This window comes from Devosia sp. (assembly GCF_041917035.1).
Classification (GTDB): Bacteria; Pseudomonadota; Alphaproteobacteria; order Rhizobiales; family Devosiaceae; genus Devosia_A.
In genome coordinates this window covers 1-22408 of the sequence record NZ_JAYRYM010000037.1, presented here as the reverse complement: position 1 = coordinate 22408, position 22408 = coordinate 1, and the positions used below count along the sequence as shown (strand labels likewise).

Here is a 22408-nt window from a genome sequence, read left to right as displayed (position 1 = left end):
CTGTCGGACGCCCAGATCGGCCTGCTCGAGGCCTATGTGGCGCAGGGCGGCGCGCTCGTTGCGGCGTTCGAGACCTCGACGCGCACCGAGGACAACCGGCCGCGCGGCGGACTGGGGCTGGGGCCGCTGCTCGGGGTGCGGCAGACCGCCCCGACGCGCGGCCCGGTCAAGAACACCTATATATCGATCAATGGCGGCCACCCGATCTCGGCGGGCTACGAGGGGGCGGCGCGGATCATCGGCGGCACCCGGCTGCTGGCGGTCGAGGCGGCGCCCGACACCGTCGCGCCATTCCTGTTCGTGCCGGACTTCCCCGACCTGCCGATGGAGGAGGTCTATCCGCGCGCCGCGCCGCGGGGCGCGGCCGTGGTGGCGCGCGAGCACGCGGGCGGCGGTCGCACGGTGTATTTCCCATGGAATATCGGCGCCATCTTCTGGGAAGTGCTGGCGGCCGATCACGGCCGGCTGATCGCCAATGCGGTGCGCTGGGCGCTCGGCAAGCGGGCCGACGTCGAGGTCGAAGGTCGCGGCGTGCTCGACATCGCCGTGCGGCACAATGACGGGGGACTGGCCCTGGTGCTCGACAACCTGACCAACCCGATGATGATGAAGGGGCCGATCCGCGAGGTCTACCCGATCGGACCGCAGACGGTTTCGGTCGCCGTGCCGGACGGAAAGCGGCTTGCAGGCGCGCGCCTCTTGGTCTCCGACGAGCAGGTGGTGGCTGCCATCCGCGACGGCCGCGCGACGATCACCGTTCCCGGCATCACGACGCTCGAAGCCGTGCACTTCAGCTGGGCCTGACCGCACCATGCTCGGCTATGTGATCAAGCGGCTGGTCTACATGATCCCGACCCTCGTCGGGATGTCGATCATTGCCTTCCTGATCATCCAGCTGCCGCCGGGGGACTACGTGTCCTCGATGATCGCCTCGATGTCGGACAGCGGCCAGAACTTCGATCCGGCGCAGATCGAGGCGCTGCGGCGGGCCTATGGCTTCGACGACCCGGCCTGGCTGCAATACCTCAAGTGGATCACCGGCATCCTGACGCGCGGCGATTTCGGCTACTCGTTCGAATGGAACCGGCCGGTGGCGGAACTGATCTGGGAGCGCATGGGTTCGACGCTCGCCATCTCGGTGGCGTCGCTGCTGTTCGTCTGGGCGGTGTCGCTGCCGATCGGCATCTATTCGGCGATGCGCCGGCACTCGGTGGGCGATTACGCCTTTACCCTGCTCGGCTTTCTCGGGCTGGCTGTGCCGAACTTCATCCTCGCCCTGACGCTGATGTATGTGAGCTACCGCTTCCTGGGGCAGAGCGTCGGCGGGCTGTTCTCGCCCGAACATATCGATGCGCCGTGGAGCTGGGACAAGCTCGTCGACCTGTTGGCGCACCTGTGGATCCCGATCGTGGTCATCGGCACCAACGGCACGGCGGCGCTGATCCGCATCCTCAGGGCCAATCTCAGCGACGAGCTCAACAAGCCCTATGTGGTGACGGCGAGGGCCAAGGGCCTGCCCGAGCATCGCGCCGTGCTGAAATACCCGGTGCGCATCGCGCTCAACCCGTTCGTCTCGGCCATCGGCTGGGTCCTGCCCGAACTGATCTCCGGCGTCACCATCACCGCCATCGTGCTCAACCTGCCGACGGCCGGGCCGCTGCTGCTGCGGGCGCTGATCAGCCAGGACATGTATCTCGCCGGCAGCTTCATCCTGCTGATGGGCGTGCTGACGCTGGTCGGGATGCTGATCTCGGACCTGCTGCTGGCGCTGCTCGACCCGCGGATAAGGTTCACCTGATGGCGCAGCACAGCTTTCTCGAGGGGGTCGCCGAGACCGCCCCGGCGGTGACGGCGCTGCCCACGCGCGGCGGCCGGATCGAAACCGCCGCCGCCGGGCAATGGACGCTGATCCGGCTCAGGTTCGGGCGCAACAAGGTGGCCGTCGGCGCCGGCCTCGTGATCCTCGCCCTCTACCTGATCGGGCTCTTTGCCGAGGTCCTGGCGCCGGCCCTGCCCGAGGCATCGAAGCCGCAGTTCACCTATGCGCCGCCGCAGGAAATCCGGCTGTTCACCACGCAGCCGGACGGATCGCAGAAGTTCGAGCCGCATGTCACCGGCTACACGATGAGCGTCGACCAGGCCTCGCTGAGGCGCACCTACAGCATCGACGAGGCCAAGGTGGTGCCGATCGGGCTGTTCGTGCGCGGCGCGGCCTACAAGCTGTGGGGACTGTTCGAGCTGGACGTGCACCTGATCGGACCGCTGAAGAAGACAGACACGATGTACCTGCTGGGCACCGACAAGCTCGGCCGCGACCTGCTCAGCCGGCTGATCCACGGCACGCGGGTGTCGATGTCGATCGGGCTGATCGGCGTCGCCATCAGCCTCTGCCTCGGTGTCGTGCTCGGCTCGCTCTCGGGCTTCTACGGCGGCGGCGTGGACATGGTGATTCAGCGCGTCATCGAGGTGATCTCGTCGATGCCGACCATTCCGCTCTGGCTGGGCCTGGCCGCGGCGATCCCGCTGACCTGGTCGCCGCTGACCGTCTACTTCGTCATCACCCTCATCGTCTCGCTGTTCGGCTGGACCGGTCTCGCCCGCGAAGTGCGCGGCCGGTTCTTCGCCCTGCGCAGCGAAGACTTCGTCACCGCCGCGAGGCTGGACGGGTCGAGCGAGCGCCGGCTGATCTTCCGGCACATCCTCCCCTCCTTGACCAGTCACATCCTCGCGGTGGTCACCCTGGCGCTGCCCACCATGATCGTGGCCGAGACGGCGCTGAGTTTCCTCGGCATCGGACTCAAGGCGCCGATCGTCAGCTGGGGCGTGCTGCTGCAGGACGCGCAGAACGTGCGCACAATCGCGACTGCCTCCTGGCTGCTGATCTGGCCGGCGGGTGCGGTGGTGCTGACCGTGCTCGCCTACAATTTCCTCGGCGACGGCCTGCGCGACGCGGCCGACCCCTACGAGAGCTGAGGCGATGCGGATGGAGATCGACCGGGCCGCGCCGAGGGGCGAAGGAAATGCCGAGGTGGTGCTCAAGGTCGAGGGCCTGAGCCTCGACTTCCGGCTGCGCAACCAAATCCTGCACGCGGCGCGCGAGGTGAGCTTCGAGCTGAGGCGCGGCCGGACGCTCTGCCTCGTGGGCGAAAGCGGCTCGGGCAAGTCGGTGACGGCGCGGGCGCTGCTCAGGATCATCGACAGGAACGGCGCCATCGCCGGCGGCCGTATCCTCCTCGCCGGCGCGGGTGGCGAGATCGACATCGCGCAATTGCCGGAGCGGAGCCCGGAGCTGCTGAAGATCCGCGGCGGGCGCATCGGGCTGGTCTTCCAGGAGCCGATGAGCTCGCTTTCGCCGGTGCATACCATCGGCAGCCAGATCGTCGAGGCACTGCTGCTGCATCGCCGGATGACCAAGAAGCAGGCGCGGGCCGAGACCATCGAGCTGCTGCGCCAGGTCGAGATCCCCGATCCCGACAAGATGATCGACCGCTACACCTTCGAGTTCTCGGGCGGCATGCGCCAGCGCGCCATGATCGCCATGGCGCTCGCCGCCGACCCCGAGATTCTCATCGCCGACGAGCCGACCACGGCGCTCGACGTCACCACCCAGGCCGAAATCCTCGACCTGATCAAGCGGCTGCAGGTGAGCCGCGGCATGGCCATGCTGCTGATCACCCACGACATGGGGATCGTCGCGGAAGTCGCCGACGAAGTGGCGGTGATGCGCTTCGGCCGGATCGTCGAGAGCGGCGATGTCGACGACATCTTTCACGATGCCCGGCATCCCTATACGCAGGCGCTGCTCGCCTCGACGGTGAAGCTTGAGGCGAGCCGCCGGGCGCTCAGCCGCACGACCCCCGTAGCCGGCGACGGGACGCCGTTGCTGACGGTGCGCAACCTCTCCAAGGTCTACGGCGCCTCGACGGGCTGGCTGGGCGGCGCGCGGCACGCAATCAAGGCGGTCGACGACGTGAGCTTCGACCTTTATCCGGGCGAGACCCTCGGCATCGTCGGCGAGAGCGGCTCGGGCAAGACGACGTTGGGCCGGCTGATCCTGAGGACCGTCGAGCCGTCGGGCGGCAAGGTCGAGTATTTCGGCGGCGCGGCGCCGATGGAGGTCACCGCGCTCGGCCAGCGGCAGCTCAAGGCCTTTCACCGCGACGTGCGGCTGGTGTTCCAGGATCCCTTTTCCTCGCTCAACCCGCGCATGACGGTCAGGCAGATCATCGGCGAGCCGCTGCAGGTGAGCGGCCTCGCGCGCGGCGCGGCGCTGGAGAGGCGGGTGGGCGAACTGCTCGCCCTGGTGGGGCTCGACCCGCTCGCCATGGAGCGCTATCCGCACGCCTTTTCGGGCGGGCAGCGGCAGCGCATCGGCATCGCGCGGGCACTGGCGCTCGATCCGAAGATCATCATCGCCGACGAGGCGACGGCGGCGCTCGATGTGTCGATCCGGGCGCAGATCCTCGACCTGCTGCTCGATATCCAGAAGCGGCTGAACCTGAGCTTCCTGTTCATCTCGCACGACATCTCGGTGGTGCGCTATTTCTGCGACCGCATCGCGGTGATGCACCGCGGCCGGCTGGTGGAACTGGGCGATGCCGAGCAGATCTGCACGGCGCCGCAACAGCCCTACACCCAGAGCCTGATCTCGGCCGTGCCCAATCCCGACCCGCGCCACAAGCGGATGCTGCACCGCACCCGCTTCGTTGCCTGAGGAGCCCATCGACGTGCTGAAATTCTCCGCCAACCTTTCCTTCCTCTATACCGAGGTACCGTTCCTCGAGCGTTTCGCCGCAGCGGCGCGCGACGGCTTCCGGGCCGTCGAATACGTCTCGCCCTATGGCGCCCCGGCTGCCGAGATTGCCGCCCTGCTCGCGACGCATGGCCTCGAGCAGGCGCTGTTCAACCTGCCGGCCGGCAACTGGGACGGCGGCGAGCGGGGCATCGGCTGCCTGCCGGACCGGACCGAGGAGTTCAGGGCCGGCATCGACACGGCGATCGCCTATGCGACGGCACTCGGCTGCCGCAAGGTCAACTGCCTCGCCGGCATCGCGCCGCAGGGCGTGGCGGAGGAGGTGCTGGAGGCAACGCTGGTGGCCAACCTCGCCTATGCCGCGCCGCGCCTCGCGGCAGCCGGGGTGAAGCTGCTCGTCGAGCCGATCAACACGCGCGACATCCCGGGCTTCTTCGTTTCCACCACGCACCATGCCGAACGGCTGCTCGCGGCGGTGGGCTCGAGCAATCTGTTCATCCAGTACGACATCTACCACACCCAGGTGATGCAGGGGGACCTGGTGCCGACCTATGCGCGGCTGAGGGACCGCATCGGCCATATCCAGATCGCCGACAATCCCGGCCGCAACGAGCCGGGCACCGGCGAGATCAACTACGGCTTCGTGCTGAGCGAGATCGACCGGCTCGGCTACGACGGCTGGATCGGCTGCGAGTACCGGCCGAAGGCCGGGACCAGCGCCGGGCTGGGCTGGATGCGGCACCATGGGTGAGAGCTGCGTTGCGGCCCCCGCCCCCTCGTGACGGCGCCTGCCGCCGCACGACCCGCCATTGCCGCAAAGGATAGTCCGCATGCCCATCGACAAGCTCCCGCAGATCCCGTTCGGGGCCGTGTATTTCCGCAAGTCCAACCCGCCGCGGGAGGACTGGGCGCGCGACTATGGCGTGGCCGCCGCCGACGGGCTCAACGTCTTCCGGCACTGGTTCATGTGGTCGGCGATCGAGCGCCGGCCCGGCGTCTACGACTGGGCCGACTTCGACCGGCAAATGGACCTCGCGGCCGAGCACGGCATCAAGACGATCATCGCCGAACTGACCCACACCGTGCCCGACTGGGCCTATCGGGCCTTCGCCGATGCGCGGCAGGTGCGGGCCGACGGACGTCCGCTGACCTCCAACATGGGGGTGAGCGCGGCGACCGGCGGCTTTGCCAACAATGGCGGCGGCGCCGGCGCGCTCAGCATGAACTGCCCCGAGGTGAAAGCGGCGGTCGGCGCCTTCCTTTCGGCCCTCGCCGGCCGCTACAAGGGCCATCCGGCACTGCTCGGCTACGATGTGTGGAACGAGGTCAACTACGCCGCCGATGTCGATTATTCGAGCTGGATGAAGGCCGACTTCCGGCTGTGGCTGCAGGCGAAGTACGGCACGCTCGAGGCGCTGGCCGAGGCCTGGTACCGCTATTCCTATGCCGAGTGGGACGACATCGAGCCGCCCGTCGAAGTCGCGGCCTACCCCGAGAACCTCGACTGGCTCGAGTTCAAGCGGCAGAACTATTACGGACAGATGCAGTTCAAGATCGACACCATCCGGGCGATCGACCCGGACTGCCTGATTGCCGCGCACGGGGTCGGCGGCGCCATTCCCAACATGGCGGCGAACGGTTCGGACGACTGGCTGGCCGCCGACAAGGTCGAGCTCTACGGGCTGACCTGGGTGCCGTCGCGCCGCGGCTTCAAGCCCTGGCAGAACTTCTTCGGGCCCGACCTGACCCGCGCCGCCGCGCGCGGCAAGCCGTGGTGGCACGCCGAGCGCCCCGGCGGGCCGCTCTGGCTGCAGCCGCAGGTGCTCGGGCGCGACAAGGAGGACGGCCGGGTAATGGAGCCCGAGGACATCCGCACCCTCACCATGACCTCGTTCGCGGCCGGCGCCACCGGCATCCTCAACCTGCGCTACCGCCCGCTGCTCGACGGGCCGCTGTTCGGCGCCTTCGGCGCCTACGGCATGGATGGATCGCGTACGCCGCGATCGGAGATGCAGAGCCGGATCGCCAAATGGGCCAATGCGCCGGAGCAGCGCGAGCTGTTCGCGGCGCGGCCGGTGAGGGGCGATATCGGCCTGTTGGTCATCCCCGAGGCGCAGGCCTGGGACCACCTGCTCAACGCCCATCACCGGCCCGAGACCTATCGCGAGGCGATGTGGGGGGCCTATCGCGGCCTGTTCGACAATGGCCTGCAGGCCGACTGGGTGGATATCGACGATATATCAGGTTATGATGCGCTCTACGCGCCCTACCCGATCATGCTGACCGCAGCCCATGCCCGGGCGCTGGCGGACTGGGTGGAGCGCGGCGGCAAGCTGATCAGCGAGGCGACGCCGGGCTATTTCGGCGATCGCGGCAAGGTCGGAACGGTGCAGCCCAACAATGGGCTCGACGCGGTGTTCGGGGCGCGCGAAGTGGACGTCGAGTTCATGCCCGACATTGCCGACCGCATCCGGCTCAGCCTCGACGGACGGCCGCTCGCCGGCGGCGGCTTCCTGCAGGCCTATCAACCGACCACCGGGCGCGAGCGCGGCCGCTTCGAGGACGGACGCATCGCCATCGTCGAGAACCGCTTCGGGGCCGGACGCACGCTGCTGGTCGGAACGCACCCGGGCGCGGGCTACTTCCGCACCTCGTCTGCCGACAACCGGCGCTACTTCGCCGAGGTCTTCGCCTGGACCGGGCGCACGCAACAGGTGGCGGTCAGCGACAACCTGGTGCAGGCCCGCCTGCACGAGGGGATGGCGGGGCGGGTGCTGTGGCTGCTCAACCCGACGCGCGAGCGGCGGCGGGTCTCGGTGACGATCGACGGGCGCCCGGCCCGGCTGGGCGCGGCATTCTGGGCCGGCGCCGACGCCGACGCGGCCGAGGATATGGCGACGGTGCCGCCGCGCGACGTGCTGGTGCTGCGGCTGGCCTGAACCGAGGCGTTGTCGAACGGCGGCGGCCGACCGCCGTTCCTTCCGCGCGCCTCAGGCCGCGGTCGCCTCCGTCTCCTCGGCCAGCGCCGCGTGGCGCTGGGCGATCACGGCGCAGACGATCAGTTGCAGCTGGTGATAGAGCATGATCGGCAGGATGATCAGGCTGACCGGCTGGCCGGCGAACAGGATGGCGGCCATCGGCACGCCGCTCGCCAGACTCTTGGTCGAGCCGCAGAACAAGAGGGCCAGCCGGTCGGCAGCGGGCAGCCCGACCAGCCGCCCGACCGCGGTGGTCGCAAACAGCACGACCGCCAGCATGACGGTGACGACGGCGCAAATGAGCGCCAGCGACAGCCCGTCCACCTGGCTCCAGACGCCGGACACCATGCCGGCGCTGAAGGCGGAGTAGACGATCAGGAGGATGGAGCCGCGATCGACCGACAGGGTGAAGCGGCGATGGCGCCGGACCCAGTCGCCGATCCAGGGGCGGGCCAGCTGGCCGAGGACGAAGGGCAGGAGAATCTGCAGCGCGACGCCGCCGATCGCGCCCGGATTGATGCCGCCCTGGGAATTGAGCAGCACGGCACAGAGCGCCGGGGTGAGGACGACACCGAGCAGGTTGGAGATCGAGGCGGCGCAGAGGGCGGCCGGGACATTGCCGCGGGCCAGGGCGGTGAAGGCGATGGACGACTGCACCGTCGAGGGCAGCGCGCCGAGGAACAACAGGCCCATGCCGATATGGGGATCGAGCCAGGGACCCAGAGCCAGCGCGACCAGCAGCGCCGCGACGGGAAAGGCCAGGTAGGTGGTGGCCAGCACCAGACCCTGCAGCCGCCAGTTGGCGAGGCCGGCCACCACGGCCGCCGTATCGAGGCGGGCGCCGTAGAGGAAGAACAGCAGGCCGACCGCCAGCAGCGAGGCGATGCGCACGACATCGGCGAACACCCCTGAGGCCGGCAGCACCGAGCCGAGCAGCACCATGACGAAGAGCAGCAGGAGATAGCCGTCGATGCCGAAACGGCGCAGTCGCTGGAAGATGGCGGGCGGAGACATGGAGTGGACGTGCCGGACGATCGGGGCGATCACTTTGGGCGGTTTGCCCGGTCGCGGTCAATGGCCGGACCGGACGACCGGCCCGATCCGCTTGCGCCGCGGCGGCGGCTCATGCAGTACTGCCAGTGGCAAACCTTGCGGAGCGGAATTGTCTTCACCCATCAATGCCGGACGGTTCAGGACGGCGGCGGCGGCCGATACCTCGCTGGTCCGCATCAGTAACGAACGCGCGGCATTGTCGCTGGTCGCCCTGCAGCCGGGGCTGTCGGCGGCCGAGATTTCGCGGGAAGCGCAGCTGGCGCCGCAGACGGTGGGCAAGATCCTCGTCGACCTCGAGAGCCGTGGCCTGCTCAAGCGCGGCGAGGTCCGCCGCGGCGCCCGGGGGCAGCCCGCGACACCGATCTTCCTCGCCCCCGAGGGTGCCTTCGCGCTCGGCTGCGAACTGGGCTGGCGACACTGCTCGGTCCAGCTCGTCAACATTGCCGGCAAGGTCGTCGGCGAGGTACGCTGGACCTACGCCTTTCCCGACGCCACGACGCTGTTCGATGCCATCACCGCGGCGATAGGGCGGCTGGTGGGCGCACTGCCCGAGGCCTCGCGGGAGCGCGTCATCGGCCTCGGCCTCGCGGGACCCTCCGGCCTCGCCCTGCAGGTCGAGGCGCTCGGCGGCCGTCCCGAAGACGCCGCTCGGTGGGTGGGCGTGGATGTGCGCGAGCGGCTCGAGGCCGCATCGGGATACCGGACCACGTTCTACAATGACGGCAATGCGGCCTGCTGGGGCGAACTGGCCGCCATGCCGAAGCCGCGCCCCGGTACCTTTGCGTTCTTTCTCGTCAGCACGTTCATCCCGGCCGGCATCGTCGGCGACGGACGCCTGTGGGAAGGACACACCGGCGAGGCCGCGGACCTCGGACTGATGGTCACCACGACGCACGGCGGCGAGCAGCGCTTCGTCCATTCGGTGGCGGGGCTCTACGCGCTGCAGAAGCAGCTCGAGGCCGCCGGCAGGCCGCCCGCCTCCCCCGATCCCGCCACCTGGGACTGGGACGGCATGGGGCCGGTGCTCGACGACTGGCTCGACGAGGCCGGCCATGCGCTGGCCAAGGCGATCGCCAATACGGCGGCGGTCATCGGCTCCAACCTCGCGGTGGTCGACGGTCTCATGCCCCGCCCGATCGTGATGCGCTACATCGAGGCGGTGCGCCGGCACCTCGAGCTGATGCCGGCCCTGCCGGACCGCCGCCCGCTGGTCATCGCCGGGGAACAAGGGATGGCCGCCGCCGCCAAGGGAGCGGCGCTGCTGCTGCTGTTCCGCAGCTATTTCTCCGGCGACCGCGAGCATTTCCCGGCCGCGTGAGCAGGCCTCGCGCCCGCCGGGAGGCCCGCGACGCGCCCGTTCAAAGTCCTGAGAAAGCACTTTTGACATTTGCGGCGGAGCGCTACAGTATCGTCACGAATGAACAGTCCTCCGTCGAAAGCATAGTTCTTGGGTACCGCAAAACACCGCATCGCTGCATCTGGTCCGGCGTCACGTAAGCCGGGGACAGCGTCCGCGGTGCCGCGACTGCTGCTGTTGCCACCGACGGAGTTCGGGCCGGTCATCGATCCGCGCGACTGCGAGCTGTCGCGCTCGCTGATTGCCGACGTGACGCTGTCGCTGTGCCGCAGCCGCCTCTATGACGTCGTCGCGCCCTTCACGGCGCAGCAGCTGCGCGACAGCGCCGTGGCCGAGCAGGCCATCCCGTTCGACTATGTGGTGCGGATCAGTCTCGTCGGTCGCGACGCACCGCTGCCGTTCTCGCTGCTGCGCATCGATATCGGCGACGCCCGCACGGGCGAGAGCCTTCACCAGGGCGAGATGGAGCTGCGGACCGGCAACATGATCGGACTGCACCAGGGCCTGAGTTCGGTGGTGGTGGACCGGATCTGCGGCCGGATCGCCCGCGAGGAACTCTTGCGGTACCGGCGCACCGGTGCGGCCTCGGCCTATGTCCACTACCTGCTGGCGATGCGCCGGGGAGACCGTACCGACCTGCCCTCGCTGCAGCTGGCGCAGAAATCGCTGGCGCGTTCGATCCAGCTGGCGCCCGACTTCGTGCCGGCGCTGAGCGAACTGGCGCGCACCAAGACGCTCGAGTGGCTGGAACGCGGCAGCGCCGACCGCGCGCTTCTCAAGGAGGCGACGCATCTGGCCGAACGCGGCCATCGCTATGATCCGCTGGACAGCTCGAGCCTGAGGGAGATCGGCCATGCCGCGCTCTACCAGCACGACCTGGCATCGGCCCTGGCGCATTTCGATGCGGCGCTGGAGCTGGCGCCCAACCATGCCGACCTCCTCGTCGACCAGGCCGACGTGCTGACCCACATGTCGCGGCATGTCGAGGCCGAGACCCTGATCACGCGGGCGCTGGCGCTCAACCCGCTGGCACCGGACGACTATTACTGGATCGGCGGCGCCGTGAGCTTCTTCCGGGAGCGCTACCAGGAGGCGATCGACCGGCTGACAGCGATGCGATCGCCGGGCCTGGCGCTGCGCCTGCTGGCGGCCTCGGCGGCCATGAACGGCGACGCGGACGACGCCCGGCGCTATCGCGACCTGGCGCTCAAGCGCGATCCGAGCTTCACGGTATCGAAGTGGACGAGCCTGTATCCCGAACCGAACCAGAGCGACACCGCGCACTATCTGCGGGCCCTCAGGATGGCCGGGTTCTCCTGAGGCCGCCATCGGTCGCGGCCTGGAAGTGGAACACCGTCCCTGCTTTTCCGCGACACGCTGCCAGCCGGACTGGGTATCGCCAAATAGCCGCCCGGCGCCGGGTGCCCGTTGCTGTCGCGGAGACTCTTCGGGAAAAGTCCGCAACCTCTACTTATCTCGCTCCCGGCCGTCGTTGCTGTCGCGCGACCGAGCCGGGGAGAGTCTGCAACTTTTCTGATCTCGCTCCGCGCCGGATATTAACGAGTTCTTAGTGGATATGCGGTCTCCTGTGGTTCTCAGGAGGTCCCCATGAACACTACCGCCAAACTGCAGACCACGACTGCGTCCAAGACCGGCCCGGCCGCTACCCGCGCGCTGCCGCCGATGCCGAACATCTCCAGCCGCAAGTTCTTCCGGCACTAGCGGGGGGCATGGTGCGCGGCTACGGGCACCAAACCCTCGAGACCTGGCACGAACATGGCGAACGACGGGTAGAGGCCGCACGAACGGTCGAACGCCTGCGGGCGTCATGTTCCGCCTATGGCATCACCCGGCTGGCCCGCCAGACCGGGCTCGACCGCATCGGCATCCCCTGCTACTCGGCGATCCGGCCGGCGGCAACCACGCTGAGCACCAGCCAGGGCAAGGGCATCGATGACGCGGCCGCGCAGGCCTCGGCGCTGATGGAGGCCATCGAGTTCGCGGTGGCCGAGCGTGCCCGGCCGCACACGCACCACGCCGCCCCGGCAGAGCTGTCGGCGCGGGGCGAAGCCTATTTCGACCCCGAGCGGCTGCTGCCACCTGACACGCCGCTTTCGTCGGACCGGCCGATCCACTGGCTCGAGGGCCGCAGCTGGCCGTCCGGAACGCCGATCTGGATCCCGCGCGACGCGGTCAGCATCGGGGGCGACGCACCGGACCTGCCGGCCATCGGGCGCAGCACCAACGGCCTCGCGTCGGGCAATTGCAGAGAGGAAGCGCTGTTCCACGCCATCTGCGAACTGGTCGAACGCGACGCCACCTCGCTGTGGTCGCTGCTCACCGATCCGGCGCGACTCGCCACCGAGTTCACCATCGAGGACGTGGCCGACGAAACGGTGCGCGACCTCGGCGCGCGCATCGCGGCGGCCGGGCTGGAGCTTCGGCTGTTCGACCAGACCACCGACCTCGGGGTACCGAGCGTGATGGCGCTGATCGTCGAGAACGGCGGCGGCGCCGCCCGCGCCTTCGACATGGCGGCCGGCTATGGCGCGCACCCGGTGGGCAGCCGCGCCATCGTGCGCGCCATCACGGAGGCGGCGCAGACGCGGATCACCAACATTGCCGGCGGGCGCGACGACTTCCTGCCCGAGGAGTACGAGATGGCGGCCGACGAGACGGTCCGCTTCCTCGCCGAGCGCGGCCGGGGGCGGGCATCGGCCCCGGCGTGGCTGGCGGCCGGCACGCCGCTGCCGCGAATGCTTTCGGCGCTGGCCGAGCGCCTGCAGGAGAGTATGGCCATCGCCTGGGTCGAACTGGGCGACGTGGACACCCACGGATTCTCGGTACTGCGCGCCCTCTCGGCAGAGCTCGAGGATCGCGAAACCAACGCCAACTGGCGCCCGGGCGGGCGCGCCCTGCAGGTGCTCGCGACATGAAGATCCTGTTCGCCGGGCCGACGCTCAGCGGCCTCACCCCCGACCTCGACGGCATCACGCTGCGGCCGCCGGCGCGGCTGGGCGACATTGCCGACGCCGTCCTCGAAGGCGCGGCGGCGATCGGACTGGTGGACGGCTACTTCGACGCGGTGGCGGCGCCCTGGCACAAGGAAATCCTCTACGCGCTGGCGAGCGGCGTCAACCTGCTGGGATCGTCGTCGATGGGGGCGCTTCGCGCCGCCGAGTGCGCGGCCTTCGGGATGCGGCCGATCGGCGCCATCGCGCTCGCCTACCTGAGCGGCGCGCTCGACGACGACGCCGCGGTGGCCCTGTGCCACGGGCCGGCCGAGCTGGGTTATCCGCCGCTCACCGAGCCGCTGGTGACGGTGGCGGCAACGCTCGATCACCTCCTGGCGCTCGGCCTCGTCGATGCGGCCGAACACGGCCGGCTCGTCCTCCGAGCGCAGCATCTCAACTTCCGGGATCGGACGGTCGAGGCGCTGTTCGCCGGCGCAGACAGCGCGGCGCGCACCGCCTACCGGCTGCATCGGGTGGACAGCAAGGCCCGCGACGCGCTGCAGCTGATCGAGGCGCTGCGCCAGTGTCCGCAGACGCGCGGACGGCCCGCCGATATCGGCCTGCCGGCGACATTGTTCACCACCGACGTGCTTCCGGCTCTGGAGCGGGCGCGGCAGGCGGCCTGACGCGGAGCCGGTCAGCCGCCCAGGACCGACATGTGCCGGCCGATGCCGCCGGCAAGCCCGGTGGCGGCGACGCGGAAGCCGTGCCGCTCCGGCTTGTGTCGCAGGGCACCGCGAATGGCGGCATCGAGCGCCGCGCCGCCGACGCCCAGCGCCGGGCGCAGGTCGACCGAGCCCTCGTGACCCATGCAGGTGTAGAGCCGGCCGTCGCTGCCGACGCGGACGCGATTGCAGGCCGCGCAGAAATTGCACGAGAGCGGCGTGATGAAGCCCAGCAGGCCGCCGGTTTCGCCGACCTCGACGTAGCTCGCCGGCCCGCCGCTGCGCGCCGGTGACGCCGTCAGCGTCCAGCGCGTTTCGAGCTGGCGCCGGAACGCGTCGAGCGGCAGGTACTGGCCGAGGCGCGACACCCCGGTATCGCCGAGCGGCATGGTCTCGATCAGGGCGAGGGCCATGCCGCGCCCGTGCGCGTAGCGCAGCAGCGCATCGATCTGGCCCTCCACGACGCCGCGCAGGGCCACGGTGTTGAGCCTGATCTTCAGCCCCGCGGCGAGCGCCGCATCGATGCCGCCGAGGACGTCGGCCAGCGCGCCGCCGCGGGTGATCTCGCGGTACTGGCCGGGGTCGAGCGTATCGAGCGAGACGTTGACCCGCCGCACGCCGCTGCCGACCAGCGTTCCTGCCAGCTGCGCCAGGCGCGAGCCGTTGGTCGAGACGACGAGTTCGTCGAGCTCGCCGCGTTGCAGGTTGCCGGCGAAGCGCTCGAGCAGCGCCGGCAGGTCCTTGCGGACCAGCGGCTCGCCGCCGGTGAGCCGGACCTTGCGTATGCCGCCGGCGATGAACGCGCCGGCGATGGTGTAGAGATCATCGACGCCGAGCCGATCGCGAGCGGCGGCGAAGGCCATGTGCTCGGGCATGCAGTAGGTGCAGCGCAGGTCGCACCGGTCGGTGACCGAGAGGCGCAGATAGGTGACCCGCCGGCCGAAGCCATCGACCAGCGCCGGGACGGGACTCATGCGACCGGCCTCCGAGCATCCGCCGCGAGGAGCGAGTCGACGTCGCAGTGCAGATCGTGCAGCAGGCCGTCGCTCAGGCCGTAGACCCAGCCGTGCAGCCGCAGGTCGGCGCCGCGCGCCCAGGCATCGCGCAGGATCGGGGTGCGCGCCAGGTTGGTCACCTGCGAGCGGACGGAGAGCTCGCAGAGCCGGTCGTTGCGCGCCTCGCCGGTCGCCAGGTGGCGCAACTCGGCCTCGGCGTTGTCGGCGATGTCGCGGATCGGCTGCAGCCAGTGGTCGATCACCCCGTGCCGATGCGGCTCCATCGCCGCCCGCACGCCGCCACACCCGTGATGTCCGCACACGATGACGTGGCGGACCTCGAGTATGTCGACGGCGAATTCCAGCACGGAGAGCAGGTTCAGATCGCCGCGGTGCACGAGGTTGGCGATGTTGCGGTGGACGAACACCTCCCCGGGCTCGAGGCCGGTGATGACATTGGCCGGGACCCGGCTGTCGGAGCAGCCGATCCACAGGTACTCCGGACGCTGCAGGGCCGCGAGGCGGCCGAAATAGTCCGGATCGTCCCGCCGCCTGCCCTCGCTCCAGCGCCGGTTGTTCTGCAGCAGGTCAGAGAGCACCACTCACCTCCGGCCACCCGACAGGTGCGGCGCGCCCCGCAGGACGATGCCGACGATCTGGGCGCGTTCGGCCAGCTGGCCGATCAGCTGGGCGACGCCGCGACTCCAGCTGGCCGCCTCGAGGTGGACGGCGATGCGCTCGCGCACCTGCTCGAACGGCAGTCGACGGCCGGCGATGCGCCGATCGAGCCGGATGACGTGGAAGCCGTAGCGCGAACGAACCGGCTCGGCCGAGATCTCGCCTTCGGCCAGGCCGTCCAGGGCGGCCTCGAATTCGGCCACGGTGGAGCCGGGCGTGAGCTGGCCCAGCGAGCCGCCGACATGGCGCGACGGACAGGCCGAGTTGAGGCGGGCGAGCTCGGCGAAGCGGTCGGGCGTATCGGTCAGCTCGGCGATGAGCCGGCGGGCCCGTTCGCCGGCCGCTCCCTGCTGCTGCGCGTCGGCCCCGGCAGGAACCGGCAGGAGGATGTGGTGCGCCTCCCACATGGGCGGGGTGGCGAAGCGGCCCGGATTGGCCCGGTAGTACCTGAGGCACTCGGCCTCGCTTGCCTCCGGCGTGCCGACCTCGCTCTCGAGCAGGGTGCGCACCAGCGCATCCTCATCGGTTTCGAGCCGGCCCCGATCGTCGGGCAGCGCCACGGCGGCGAGGCCCAGCCGGGCCGCCTCGGCCAGCAGCAGCTGGCGCACCACCAGGGCCTCGGCGGCCTCAAGGAAGGCCTCGGACGGGGAGGCCGCCGGATGCTGCTGCGCCTCGGCGCTGATCGCGGCATGCGGGATGGCGACGCCGTCGACCGCTATGGCGGAGGCGGCGGCCCGCGGCGGGGAGGGCAGCCTGACCCGCGTGCCGGGAAGGGCGGGATTGGCGGGGCCCGCGGCCGGCGCACCGAACTGGATAAGGGGCTGGGACATCATCACCTCACTCGGCGGGATTGCGCTTGCTGCGAACCACCTGGTAGCCCGGCCGCCACAGGTAGCGGACCGGCGCGCTCAGCATGTGGACGAGCCGGGAGAAGGGGAACAGGACGAAGATCGTCAGGCCCAGCGTGATGTGCAGCTTGAAGACCAGGTCGGCCTCGGCGACGTAGCCCGCGGCAGCCGGATCGAAGGTGAAGATGCCCTGCGCCCAGCGCATGAACTTCACCATTTCCTCGCCGTCGAGGTGCTGCATCGAGACGCGGATGGTGGCGAGCCCGAGCGCCAGCTGCAGCCACAGGATCAGGATGATGAGATTGTCGGTGACGCTCGAGCTGCGCCGCACGCGGGCATCGAAGAAACGCCGGTGCAGCAGCAGGCTCGCCCCGACGATGCCCATCGCTCCGGCGACGCCGCCGAGGACGATGGCGATGAGCTGCTTGGCGCCGTGCGTCACTCCCAGCCATTCCCAGATGGCGAGCGGGGTCAGCAGGCCGACGAGGTGCCCGGCAAAGATCAGCAGCACGCCGGCGTGGAAGAGGACCGAGCCCCACATCAGCTGGCGCCGGCGCAGCAGCTGGCTCGAACCGGAGCGCCAGGTGTAGGGTTCGCGGTCGTAGCGGATGACGGTGCCGACGGCGAGCACGACGAGGGCGACATAGGGATAGACGCCGAAGAGCAGCGTGTTGATGAACCCGGCCATCTCATGATCCTTTCTGGGCAGCGGACTGCGGCGGCGGCCGGCGCGCTGCCCGCACCTGCATCCGCAGGCGGTCGGGCCCGCAGGCCTGCTCGCCCGCCCCGCCGCCGAAGGTCACGGCCTCCGACTGCCAGACGAGGTCGAGGGCCTCGAGATCGTCGGGGTCGTGGTCGGGCACCTCGAGCAGCTCGTCCAGCGCCACCTGTTCGGGCGCGGCCTGGGCGAGGGCCTCGAGCACCAGCAGGGCGTTGGCATAGATGCTGCCGCGCTTGAGCAGACGGGTTCTCAGGTTGGCGACGATGTGCAGGGTCTGGCCGAGCAGCTCGTGCACCTCCCGGTCGGACTGGGTCGACAGGTACTCGAGAAAGAGCGGCAGGTAGTCCGGCATCTCGCCCGGTTCGATGTCGAAGCCCTGCCGCTCGTACATTTGCGCCAGGTCGACCATCGCCTGGCCGCGGTCGCGGCTTTCGCCATGCACATGCTCGAACAGGTGCAGCGACAGCGTGCGGGTGCGATCGAACAGGCTGACGTAGCGTTCCTGGGCGTCATAGGTATCGCGCCCGGCGATATCGGCGGCAAGCGCGGCAAGGCGTGCCCGGTCGTCGGCGGCGAGCCGCGTGTCCGCCGCGATGGCCGCCTCGATCTCAGGCAGCGCGGCGCCGAGGTCGGCCGAGGGGTAGGAGAGCAGCACGGAGAGGATCTTCAGCGCGTTGGCCATCATTCACCTGCCTTCATCAGATCGACTGGGGTCTGCGGCCTCGTCCGCCTGGCGCCGAACAGATCGGGTGACGAGGTGCCACCCGAGCAGCCATTGCCGAAGCTGAAGCCGCAGGAGCCGCGCTCGTCATAGGCGTCCTCGGTCAGCTCGCGGTGGCTGGTGGGGATGACGAAACGGTCCTCGTAGTTGGCGATGGCCATCAGCTGGTACATGTCCTCGACCTGCTGCGGCGTGAGGCCGACACGGCTGGCCATCGCGGCGTCGATGACGCCGTCGACGGACTTCGATCGCATGTAGCCGCGCATCGCCAGCATGCGCTCGAGGGCTCGCGCCACCGGCTCTTCGTTGCCACCGGTGAGCAGGTTGGCGAGATAGCGCACCGGGATGCGCAGCGAGCGCACGTCGGGCATGTTGTCGCTGTCCACCCCGATCTTGCCCGAGGCGGCGGCGTGCTGCAGCGGCGATAGCGGCGGCACGTACCAGACCATGGGCAGCGTGCGGTATTCGGGGTGCAGCGGGAAGGCGACCTTCCACTCCATCGCCATCTTGTAGACCGGCGAGTTCCGGGCCCCCTCGAGCCAGGCCTCGGGAATGCCGTCCCGGCGCGCCTGGGCGATGACCTCCGGGTCATCGGGATCGAGGAAGACCTTGAGCTGGGCCTCGTAGAGGTCCTTCTCGTCCGTGGTGGCGGCGGCTTCGGCGATGCGGTCGGCGTCGTAGAGCAGCACGCCGAGGTAGCGGATGCGGCCGACGCAGGTCTCTGAGCAGACCGTCGGCTGGCCGGCCTCGACGCGCGGATAGCAGAAGGTGCACTTCTCGGATTTGCCGGACGACCAGTTGTAGTAGATCTTCTTGTACGGGCACCCCGAGATGCACATGCGCCAGCCGCGGCACTTCTCCTGGTCGATGAGGACGATGCCGTCTTCCTCGCGCTTGTAGATGGCGCCCGAAGGGCAGGAGGCGACGCAGGCCGGATTCAGGCAGTGTTCGCACAGCCGCGGTAGGTACATCATGAAGGTGTTCTCGAACTGGCCGTAGATCTCGGCCTCGACGCCCTCGAAGTTCACGTCCTTGCGGCGCTTCTCGAACTCCCCGCCGAGGATTTCCTCCCAGTTGGGACCCCACTCGATCTTCTCGATGCGCTCGCCCGAGATCTTCGAGCGCGGCCGGGCGGTGGGAAAGGCCTCGAGTTCGCCGGCGTTCTGCAGGTGCGCGTAGTCGAAATCGAAGGGCTCGTAGTAGTCGTCGATCTCGGGCAGGTCGGGATTGGCGAAGATCTTGGCGAGCACCCGCCAGCGCGCGCCGATCCTGGGCTCGACCTTGCCGTTGGGCTTGCGCACCCAGCCGCCGTTCCACTTGTTCTGGTTCTCCCATTGCTTGGGATAGCCGATGCCGGGCTTGGTCTCGACATTGTTGAACCAGGCGTATTCGACGCCCTCGCGATTGGTCCAGACGTTCTTGCAGGTCACCGAGCAGGTGTGGCAGCCGATGCACTTGTCGAGGTTGAGCACCATGCCGATCTGAGCGCGGATCTTCATTCTGCGGCCTCCAGCTTGTCGCTTAAGGGACGTTCGAGCCAGTCCACCTTGTCGAGCTTGCGCACGATGACGAACTCGTCGCGGTTGGAGCCGACGGTGCCGTAGTAGTTGAAGCCGTAGGCCTGCTGCACGTAGCCGCCGATCATGTGGGTCGGCTTGATGATGGCGCGCGTCACCGAGTTGTGGATGCCGCCGCGGTTGCCGGTCATCTCCGAGCCGGGCGTGTTCACGATCTTTTCCTGCGCGTGGTACATGAAGAGGGTTCCCTCCTTCATGCGCTGCGACACCACCGCCCTGGCGACGAGGGCGCCGTTCGAATTATAGGCCTCGACCCAGTCGTTATCGACGATATCCGCCTTTGCCGCGTCGACCTCGGACAGCCAGACGACCGGTCCGCCGCGATTGAGGGTCAGCATCAGGAGGTTGTCGGAGTAGGTGGAGTGGATGCCCCACTTCTGGTGCGGCGTGATGAAGTTCAGCACCACCTGCCGGTTGCCGTTGGGCTTGCTGTCGATCACCGGATTGATCGTCTTGGTGTCGATCGGCGGCCGGTACAGGCAGAGCGCCTCGCCGAAGGCCCGCATCCACAGGTGGTCCTGGTAGAGCTGCTGCCGGCCGGTGAGCGTGCGCCAGGGGATCAGCTCGTGCACGTTGGTGTAGCCGGCATTGTAGCAGACCTTCTCGCTCTCGATGCCCGACCAGGTGGGCGAGGAGATGATCTTGCGCGGCTGCGCGACGATGTCGCGGAAGCGGATCTTCTCGTCCTGCTTGGCGAGCGCCAGGTGCGCGTGCGCGCGCCCGGTGGCCTTCTCCAGGGCCTGCCAGGCCTTGACCGCCACCTCGCCATTGGTCTCGGGCGCCAGCATCAGCACCACTTCGGTGGCATCGATATCGGTCTCGATGCGCGGCAGCCCGCGGGTCGGGCCGTCCTCGGTGACGCGGCCGTTGAGCTCGCCCAGGGCGTGCACCTCGTGCTCGGTGTTCCAGCCGATGCCCTTGCCGCCATTGCCCAGCTTGTGCAGCAGCGGGCCCAGCGCGGTGAAGCGCCGGTAGAGGTTGGGATAGTCGCGCTCGACCACCGCCACGGCCGGCATGGTCTTGCCGGGAATCGGGTCGATGGCGCCGGTCTTCCAGTCCTTGACGTCGAACGGCTGGGCCATTTCGCCGGCGGTGTCGTGCTGGATGGGGACCAGCACCACGTCCTTTTCCACCCCCAGCACCTCGGGCGCGACGGCCGAGAAGGACCTGGCGAGGCCCTTGAAGATGTCCCAGTCGCTGCGCGCCTCCCAGGCCGGATCCGCCGCGCTCGAGAGCGGGTGGATGAAGGGATGCATGTCGGAGGTGTTGAGGTCGTTCTTCTCGTACCAGGTGGCGGTGGGCAGGACGATGTCGGAGTAGACGCAGGTGGTCGACATGCGGAAGTCGAGGGTGACCAGCAGGTCGAGCTTGCCCTCGGGCGCCTCGTCGTGCCAGGCGGCCTCGCGCGACTTGCGGCGGCCTTCGGCGCCGAGATCCTTGCCCATCACGCCGTGCGTGGTGCCGAGCAGGTGCTTGAGGAAATACTCGTGCCCCTTGCCCGACGAGCCGAGCAGGTTGGAGCGCCAGACGAACAGGTTGCGCGGCCAGTTGTCGGGATGGTCCGGATCCTCGCAACTGAGCTTGAGCCCGCCGGACTTGAGCGCGGCGGCGACATAGTCCTTCGGCTCCTGACCGGCCCGTGCCGCGCGGGCGGCGATATCGAGCGGATTGGCCTGCAGCTGGGGCGCCGAGGGCAGCCAGCCCATGCGCTCGGCGCGGATATTGTAGTCGATCAGGCTGGCGTTCCAGTCGCCCGCCGGGGCCGTGGGCGAGAGGATTTCGGAGACGTCGAGGGTTTCGTAGCGCCACTGGTCGGTGTGGGCGTAGAAGAACGAGGTCGAGTTCATCTGCCGCGGCGGGCGCCCCCAGTCGAGGCCGAAGGCGAGCGGCAGCCAGCCGGTCTGCGGCCGCAGCTTTTCCTGGCCGACATAGTGACTCCAGCCGCCGCCGGACTTGCCGACGCAGCCGCACATCACCAGGAGATTGATGATCCCCCGGTAGTTCATGTCCATGTGGTACCAGTGGTTGAGGCCGGCCCCGACGATCACCATGGAGCGGCCTTCGGTCTTTTCGGCATTCGAAGCGAACTCGCGCGCCACCGAGATGATCTGCGCGCGCGGCACTCCGGTGACCGCCTCGGCCCAGGCCGGGGTGTAGGGGATATCGGCGTCGTAGTCCCGCGCGACATTGTCGCCGCCGAGGCCGCGATCGAGCCCGTAATTGGCGGCGAGCAGGTCGAAAACGGTGGCGACGAGCGCCTCGCCGTCGACCAGCTGCACGCGTTTGGCCGGAACCGAACGAATCAGGACACTGGCATGGTCGGTGCCTTCGAAGTGATCGTGCTCGCGATTGCCGAAATACGGGAAGGCCACGGCGGCCACCGTGTCGCGATCCTCCTCAAGCACCAGCGACAGCTTCAGATCGACCGCCGCGCCGGACCCGTCCTTCTGCTCGAGGTTCCACTTGCCGCCGCCGTCCCAGCGGTGCCCGACGGTGCCCTGCGGCACGACGATGCGGCCCGAACCGGTGTCGATGGCGACGGTCTTCCACTCGGCGTGCTTGTCCTCGCCCAGCCCGCCGGCGAAATCGGCGGCGCGGAGCAAGCGCTCCGGCACCAGCCGGCCGTCCTGCTCGACCAGGCGCACCAGCATGGGCATGTCGGTATAGCGCCGGCAGTAGTCCTCGAAATACTCGGCCTGCCGATCGAGGTGGAACTCGCGCAGGATGACGTGGCCCATGGCCATGGCGAGGGCGGCGTCGGTGCCCTGCCTGGGGTGCAGCCACAGATCGGCGAACTTGGCCGCCTCGGAGTAGTCGGGCGAGACAACCACCGACTTGGCACCCCGGTAGCGGGCTTCGGTGTAGAAATGCGCATCCGGCGTGCGCGTCTGCGGAACATTGGAGCCCCACAGCATCAGGAAGCCGGCATTGTACCAGTCGGCCGATTCCGGCACGTCGGTCTGCTCGCCCCAGGTCATCGGCGAGGCCGGCGGCAGGTCGCAGTACCAGTCGTAGAACGACATGCAGACGCCGCCCATCAGCGACAGG

Annotated in this window: 17 protein-coding genes and 1 pseudogene; 10 read left to right on the top strand and 8 right to left on the bottom strand. The window is 69.1% G+C overall.

The annotated features are described in order from the left end of the window. From ACE3TU_RS06430 to ACE3TU_RS06405, 6 genes and pseudogenes are all read left to right on the top strand, one after another. Window positions 1-804, top strand: a pseudogene (locus tag ACE3TU_RS06430) (hypothetical protein); the annotation flags it as partial. A gap of 7 nt (window positions 805-811) precedes the next feature. After that, complete coding sequence (locus ACE3TU_RS06425) at window positions 812-1798, top strand: ABC transporter permease (protein WP_374621748.1); 987 nt, start codon at window positions 812-814, stop codon at window positions 1796-1798. Continuing rightward, on the top strand, window positions 1798-2973 hold the full coding sequence (locus tag ACE3TU_RS06420; RefSeq protein ID WP_374621745.1) for an ABC transporter permease: 1176 nt from the start codon (window positions 1798-1800) through the stop codon (window positions 2971-2973). The genes ACE3TU_RS06425 and ACE3TU_RS06420 overlap by 1 nt, the downstream gene beginning before the upstream one ends. A 10-nt stretch (window positions 2974-2983) precedes the next feature. Beyond that, window positions 2984-4714 (top strand): ABC transporter ATP-binding protein, encoded by a 1731-nt coding sequence (locus tag ACE3TU_RS06415; protein WP_374621741.1) that lies wholly within the window; start codon window positions 2984-2986, stop codon window positions 4712-4714. 13 nt (window positions 4715-4727) lie between these two features. After that, on the top strand, window positions 4728-5504 hold the full coding sequence (hyi, locus tag ACE3TU_RS06410) for a hydroxypyruvate isomerase (protein WP_374621738.1): 777 nt from the start codon (window positions 4728-4730) through the stop codon (window positions 5502-5504). 79 nt (window positions 5505-5583) lie between these two features. Next, window positions 5584-7692 carry a beta-galactosidase gene (locus tag ACE3TU_RS06405; RefSeq protein ID WP_374621736.1) on the top strand — a complete coding sequence of 703 codons (2109 nt, stop codon included), beginning with the start codon at window positions 5584-5586 and terminating at the stop codon, window positions 7690-7692. A gap of 51 nt (window positions 7693-7743) precedes the next feature. Here the strand turns inward: ACE3TU_RS06405 and ACE3TU_RS06400 are convergent, their stop codons facing one another. Continuing rightward, a complete protein-coding gene (locus ACE3TU_RS06400) occupies window positions 7744-8745 on the bottom strand; it encodes a bile acid:sodium symporter family protein (protein WP_374621733.1) in 1002 nt (333 codons plus the stop codon). A gap of 148 nt (window positions 8746-8893) precedes the next feature. Here ACE3TU_RS06400 and ACE3TU_RS06395 point away from each other — a divergent pair, with 148 nt between their 5' ends. The 4 genes from ACE3TU_RS06395 (at window position 8894) to ACE3TU_RS06380 (ending at window position 13781) form a co-directional block, all read left to right on the top strand. After that, window positions 8894-10102: an ROK family transcriptional regulator gene (locus tag ACE3TU_RS06395; protein WP_374621730.1), complete on the top strand. Its 1209-nt coding sequence runs from the start codon at window positions 8894-8896 to the stop codon at window positions 10100-10102. Between the two features lie 198 nt (window positions 10103-10300). Next, window positions 10301-11461, top strand: a complete 1161-nt coding sequence (locus tag ACE3TU_RS06390) for a tetratricopeptide repeat protein (RefSeq protein WP_374621728.1) — start codon at window positions 10301-10303, stop codon at window positions 11459-11461. 410 nt (window positions 11462-11871) lie between these two features. Further along, a complete protein-coding gene (locus ACE3TU_RS06385; RefSeq protein ID WP_374621726.1) occupies window positions 11872-13077 on the top strand; it encodes a YcaO-like family protein in 1206 nt (401 codons plus the stop codon). Then, window positions 13074-13781, top strand: a complete 708-nt coding sequence (locus ACE3TU_RS06380; RefSeq protein WP_374621723.1) for a TfuA-like protein — start codon at window positions 13074-13076, stop codon at window positions 13779-13781. Before ACE3TU_RS06385 ends, ACE3TU_RS06380 begins: the two co-directional genes overlap by 4 nt. An 11-nt stretch (window positions 13782-13792) precedes the next feature. Here the strand turns inward: ACE3TU_RS06380 and moaA are convergent, their stop codons facing one another. From moaA to ACE3TU_RS06345, 7 genes are read right to left on the bottom strand one after another with little or no spacing between them, the layout of a single operon-like run. Then, window positions 13793-14794 carry a GTP 3',8-cyclase MoaA gene (moaA, locus tag ACE3TU_RS06375; protein WP_374621720.1) on the bottom strand — a complete coding sequence of 334 codons (1002 nt, stop codon included), beginning with the start codon at window positions 14792-14794 and terminating at the stop codon, window positions 13793-13795. Continuing rightward, window positions 14791-15414, bottom strand: a complete 624-nt coding sequence (locus tag ACE3TU_RS06370; protein WP_374621717.1) for a carbonic anhydrase — start codon at window positions 15412-15414, stop codon at window positions 14791-14793. The genes moaA and ACE3TU_RS06370 overlap by 4 nt, the downstream gene beginning before the upstream one ends. A 3-nt stretch (window positions 15415-15417) precedes the next feature. Then, window positions 15418-16323 carry a peptidylprolyl isomerase gene (locus ACE3TU_RS06365; RefSeq protein WP_374621715.1) on the bottom strand — a complete coding sequence of 302 codons (906 nt, stop codon included), beginning with the start codon at window positions 16321-16323 and terminating at the stop codon, window positions 15418-15420. A 7-nt stretch (window positions 16324-16330) separates the two neighbouring features. Next, window positions 16331-17029 (bottom strand): respiratory nitrate reductase subunit gamma, encoded by a 699-nt coding sequence (gene narI, locus ACE3TU_RS06360; protein ID WP_374621712.1) that lies wholly within the window; start codon window positions 17027-17029, stop codon window positions 16331-16333. A gap of 1 nt (window position 17030) precedes the next feature. Then, complete coding sequence (gene narJ / locus ACE3TU_RS06355; RefSeq protein ID WP_374621751.1) at window positions 17031-17744, bottom strand: nitrate reductase molybdenum cofactor assembly chaperone; 714 nt, start codon at window positions 17742-17744, stop codon at window positions 17031-17033. Further along, window positions 17744-19282, bottom strand: coding sequence for a nitrate reductase subunit beta (gene narH / locus ACE3TU_RS06350; protein ID WP_374621710.1), 1539 nt, complete (start codon window positions 19280-19282; stop codon window positions 17744-17746). Before narH ends, narJ begins: the two co-directional genes overlap by 1 nt. Then, window positions 19279-22407 (bottom strand): nitrate reductase subunit alpha, encoded by a 3129-nt coding sequence (locus ACE3TU_RS06345; RefSeq protein WP_374621707.1) that lies wholly within the window; start codon window positions 22405-22407, stop codon window positions 19279-19281. Before ACE3TU_RS06345 ends, narH begins: the two co-directional genes overlap by 4 nt. Window position 22408: the final 1 nt, after the last annotated feature.

Excerpts from the sequence above, each read along its gene's own strand:
- ACE3TU_RS06425 (WP_374621748.1), top strand. The coding sequence starts at position 812 with ATGCTCGGCTATGTGATCAAGCGGCTGGTCTACATGATCCCGACCCTC.
- ACE3TU_RS06420 (WP_374621745.1), top strand. The coding sequence starts at position 1,798 with ATGGCGCAGCACAGCTTTCTCGAGGGGGTCGCCGAGACCGCCCCGGCG.
- ACE3TU_RS06415 (WP_374621741.1), top strand. The coding sequence starts at position 2,984 with ATGGAGATCGACCGGGCCGCGCCGAGGGGCGAAGGAAATGCCGAGGTG.
- ACE3TU_RS06405 (WP_374621736.1), top strand. The coding sequence starts at position 5,584 with ATGCCCATCGACAAGCTCCCGCAGATCCCGTTCGGGGCCGTGTATTTC.
- ACE3TU_RS06400 (WP_374621733.1), bottom strand. The coding sequence starts at position 8,745 with ATGTCTCCGCCCGCCATCTTCCAGCGACTGCGCCGTTTCGGCATCGAC.
- ACE3TU_RS06385 (WP_374621726.1), top strand. The coding sequence starts at position 11,872 with ATGGTGCGCGGCTACGGGCACCAAACCCTCGAGACCTGGCACGAACAT.
- ACE3TU_RS06380 (WP_374621723.1), top strand. The coding sequence starts at position 13,074 with ATGAAGATCCTGTTCGCCGGGCCGACGCTCAGCGGCCTCACCCCCGAC.
- moaA (WP_374621720.1), bottom strand. The coding sequence starts at position 14,794 with ATGAGTCCCGTCCCGGCGCTGGTCGATGGCTTCGGCCGGCGGGTCACC.
- ACE3TU_RS06365 (WP_374621715.1), bottom strand. The coding sequence starts at position 16,323 with ATGTCCCAGCCCCTTATCCAGTTCGGTGCGCCGGCCGCGGGCCCCGCC.
- narI (WP_374621712.1), bottom strand. The coding sequence starts at position 17,029 with ATGGCCGGGTTCATCAACACGCTGCTCTTCGGCGTCTATCCCTATGTC.
- narJ (WP_374621751.1), bottom strand. The coding sequence starts at position 17,744 with ATGGCCAACGCGCTGAAGATCCTCTCCGTGCTGCTCTCCTACCCCTCG.
- narH (WP_374621710.1), bottom strand. The coding sequence starts at position 19,282 with ATGAAGATCCGCGCTCAGATCGGCATGGTGCTCAACCTCGACAAGTGC.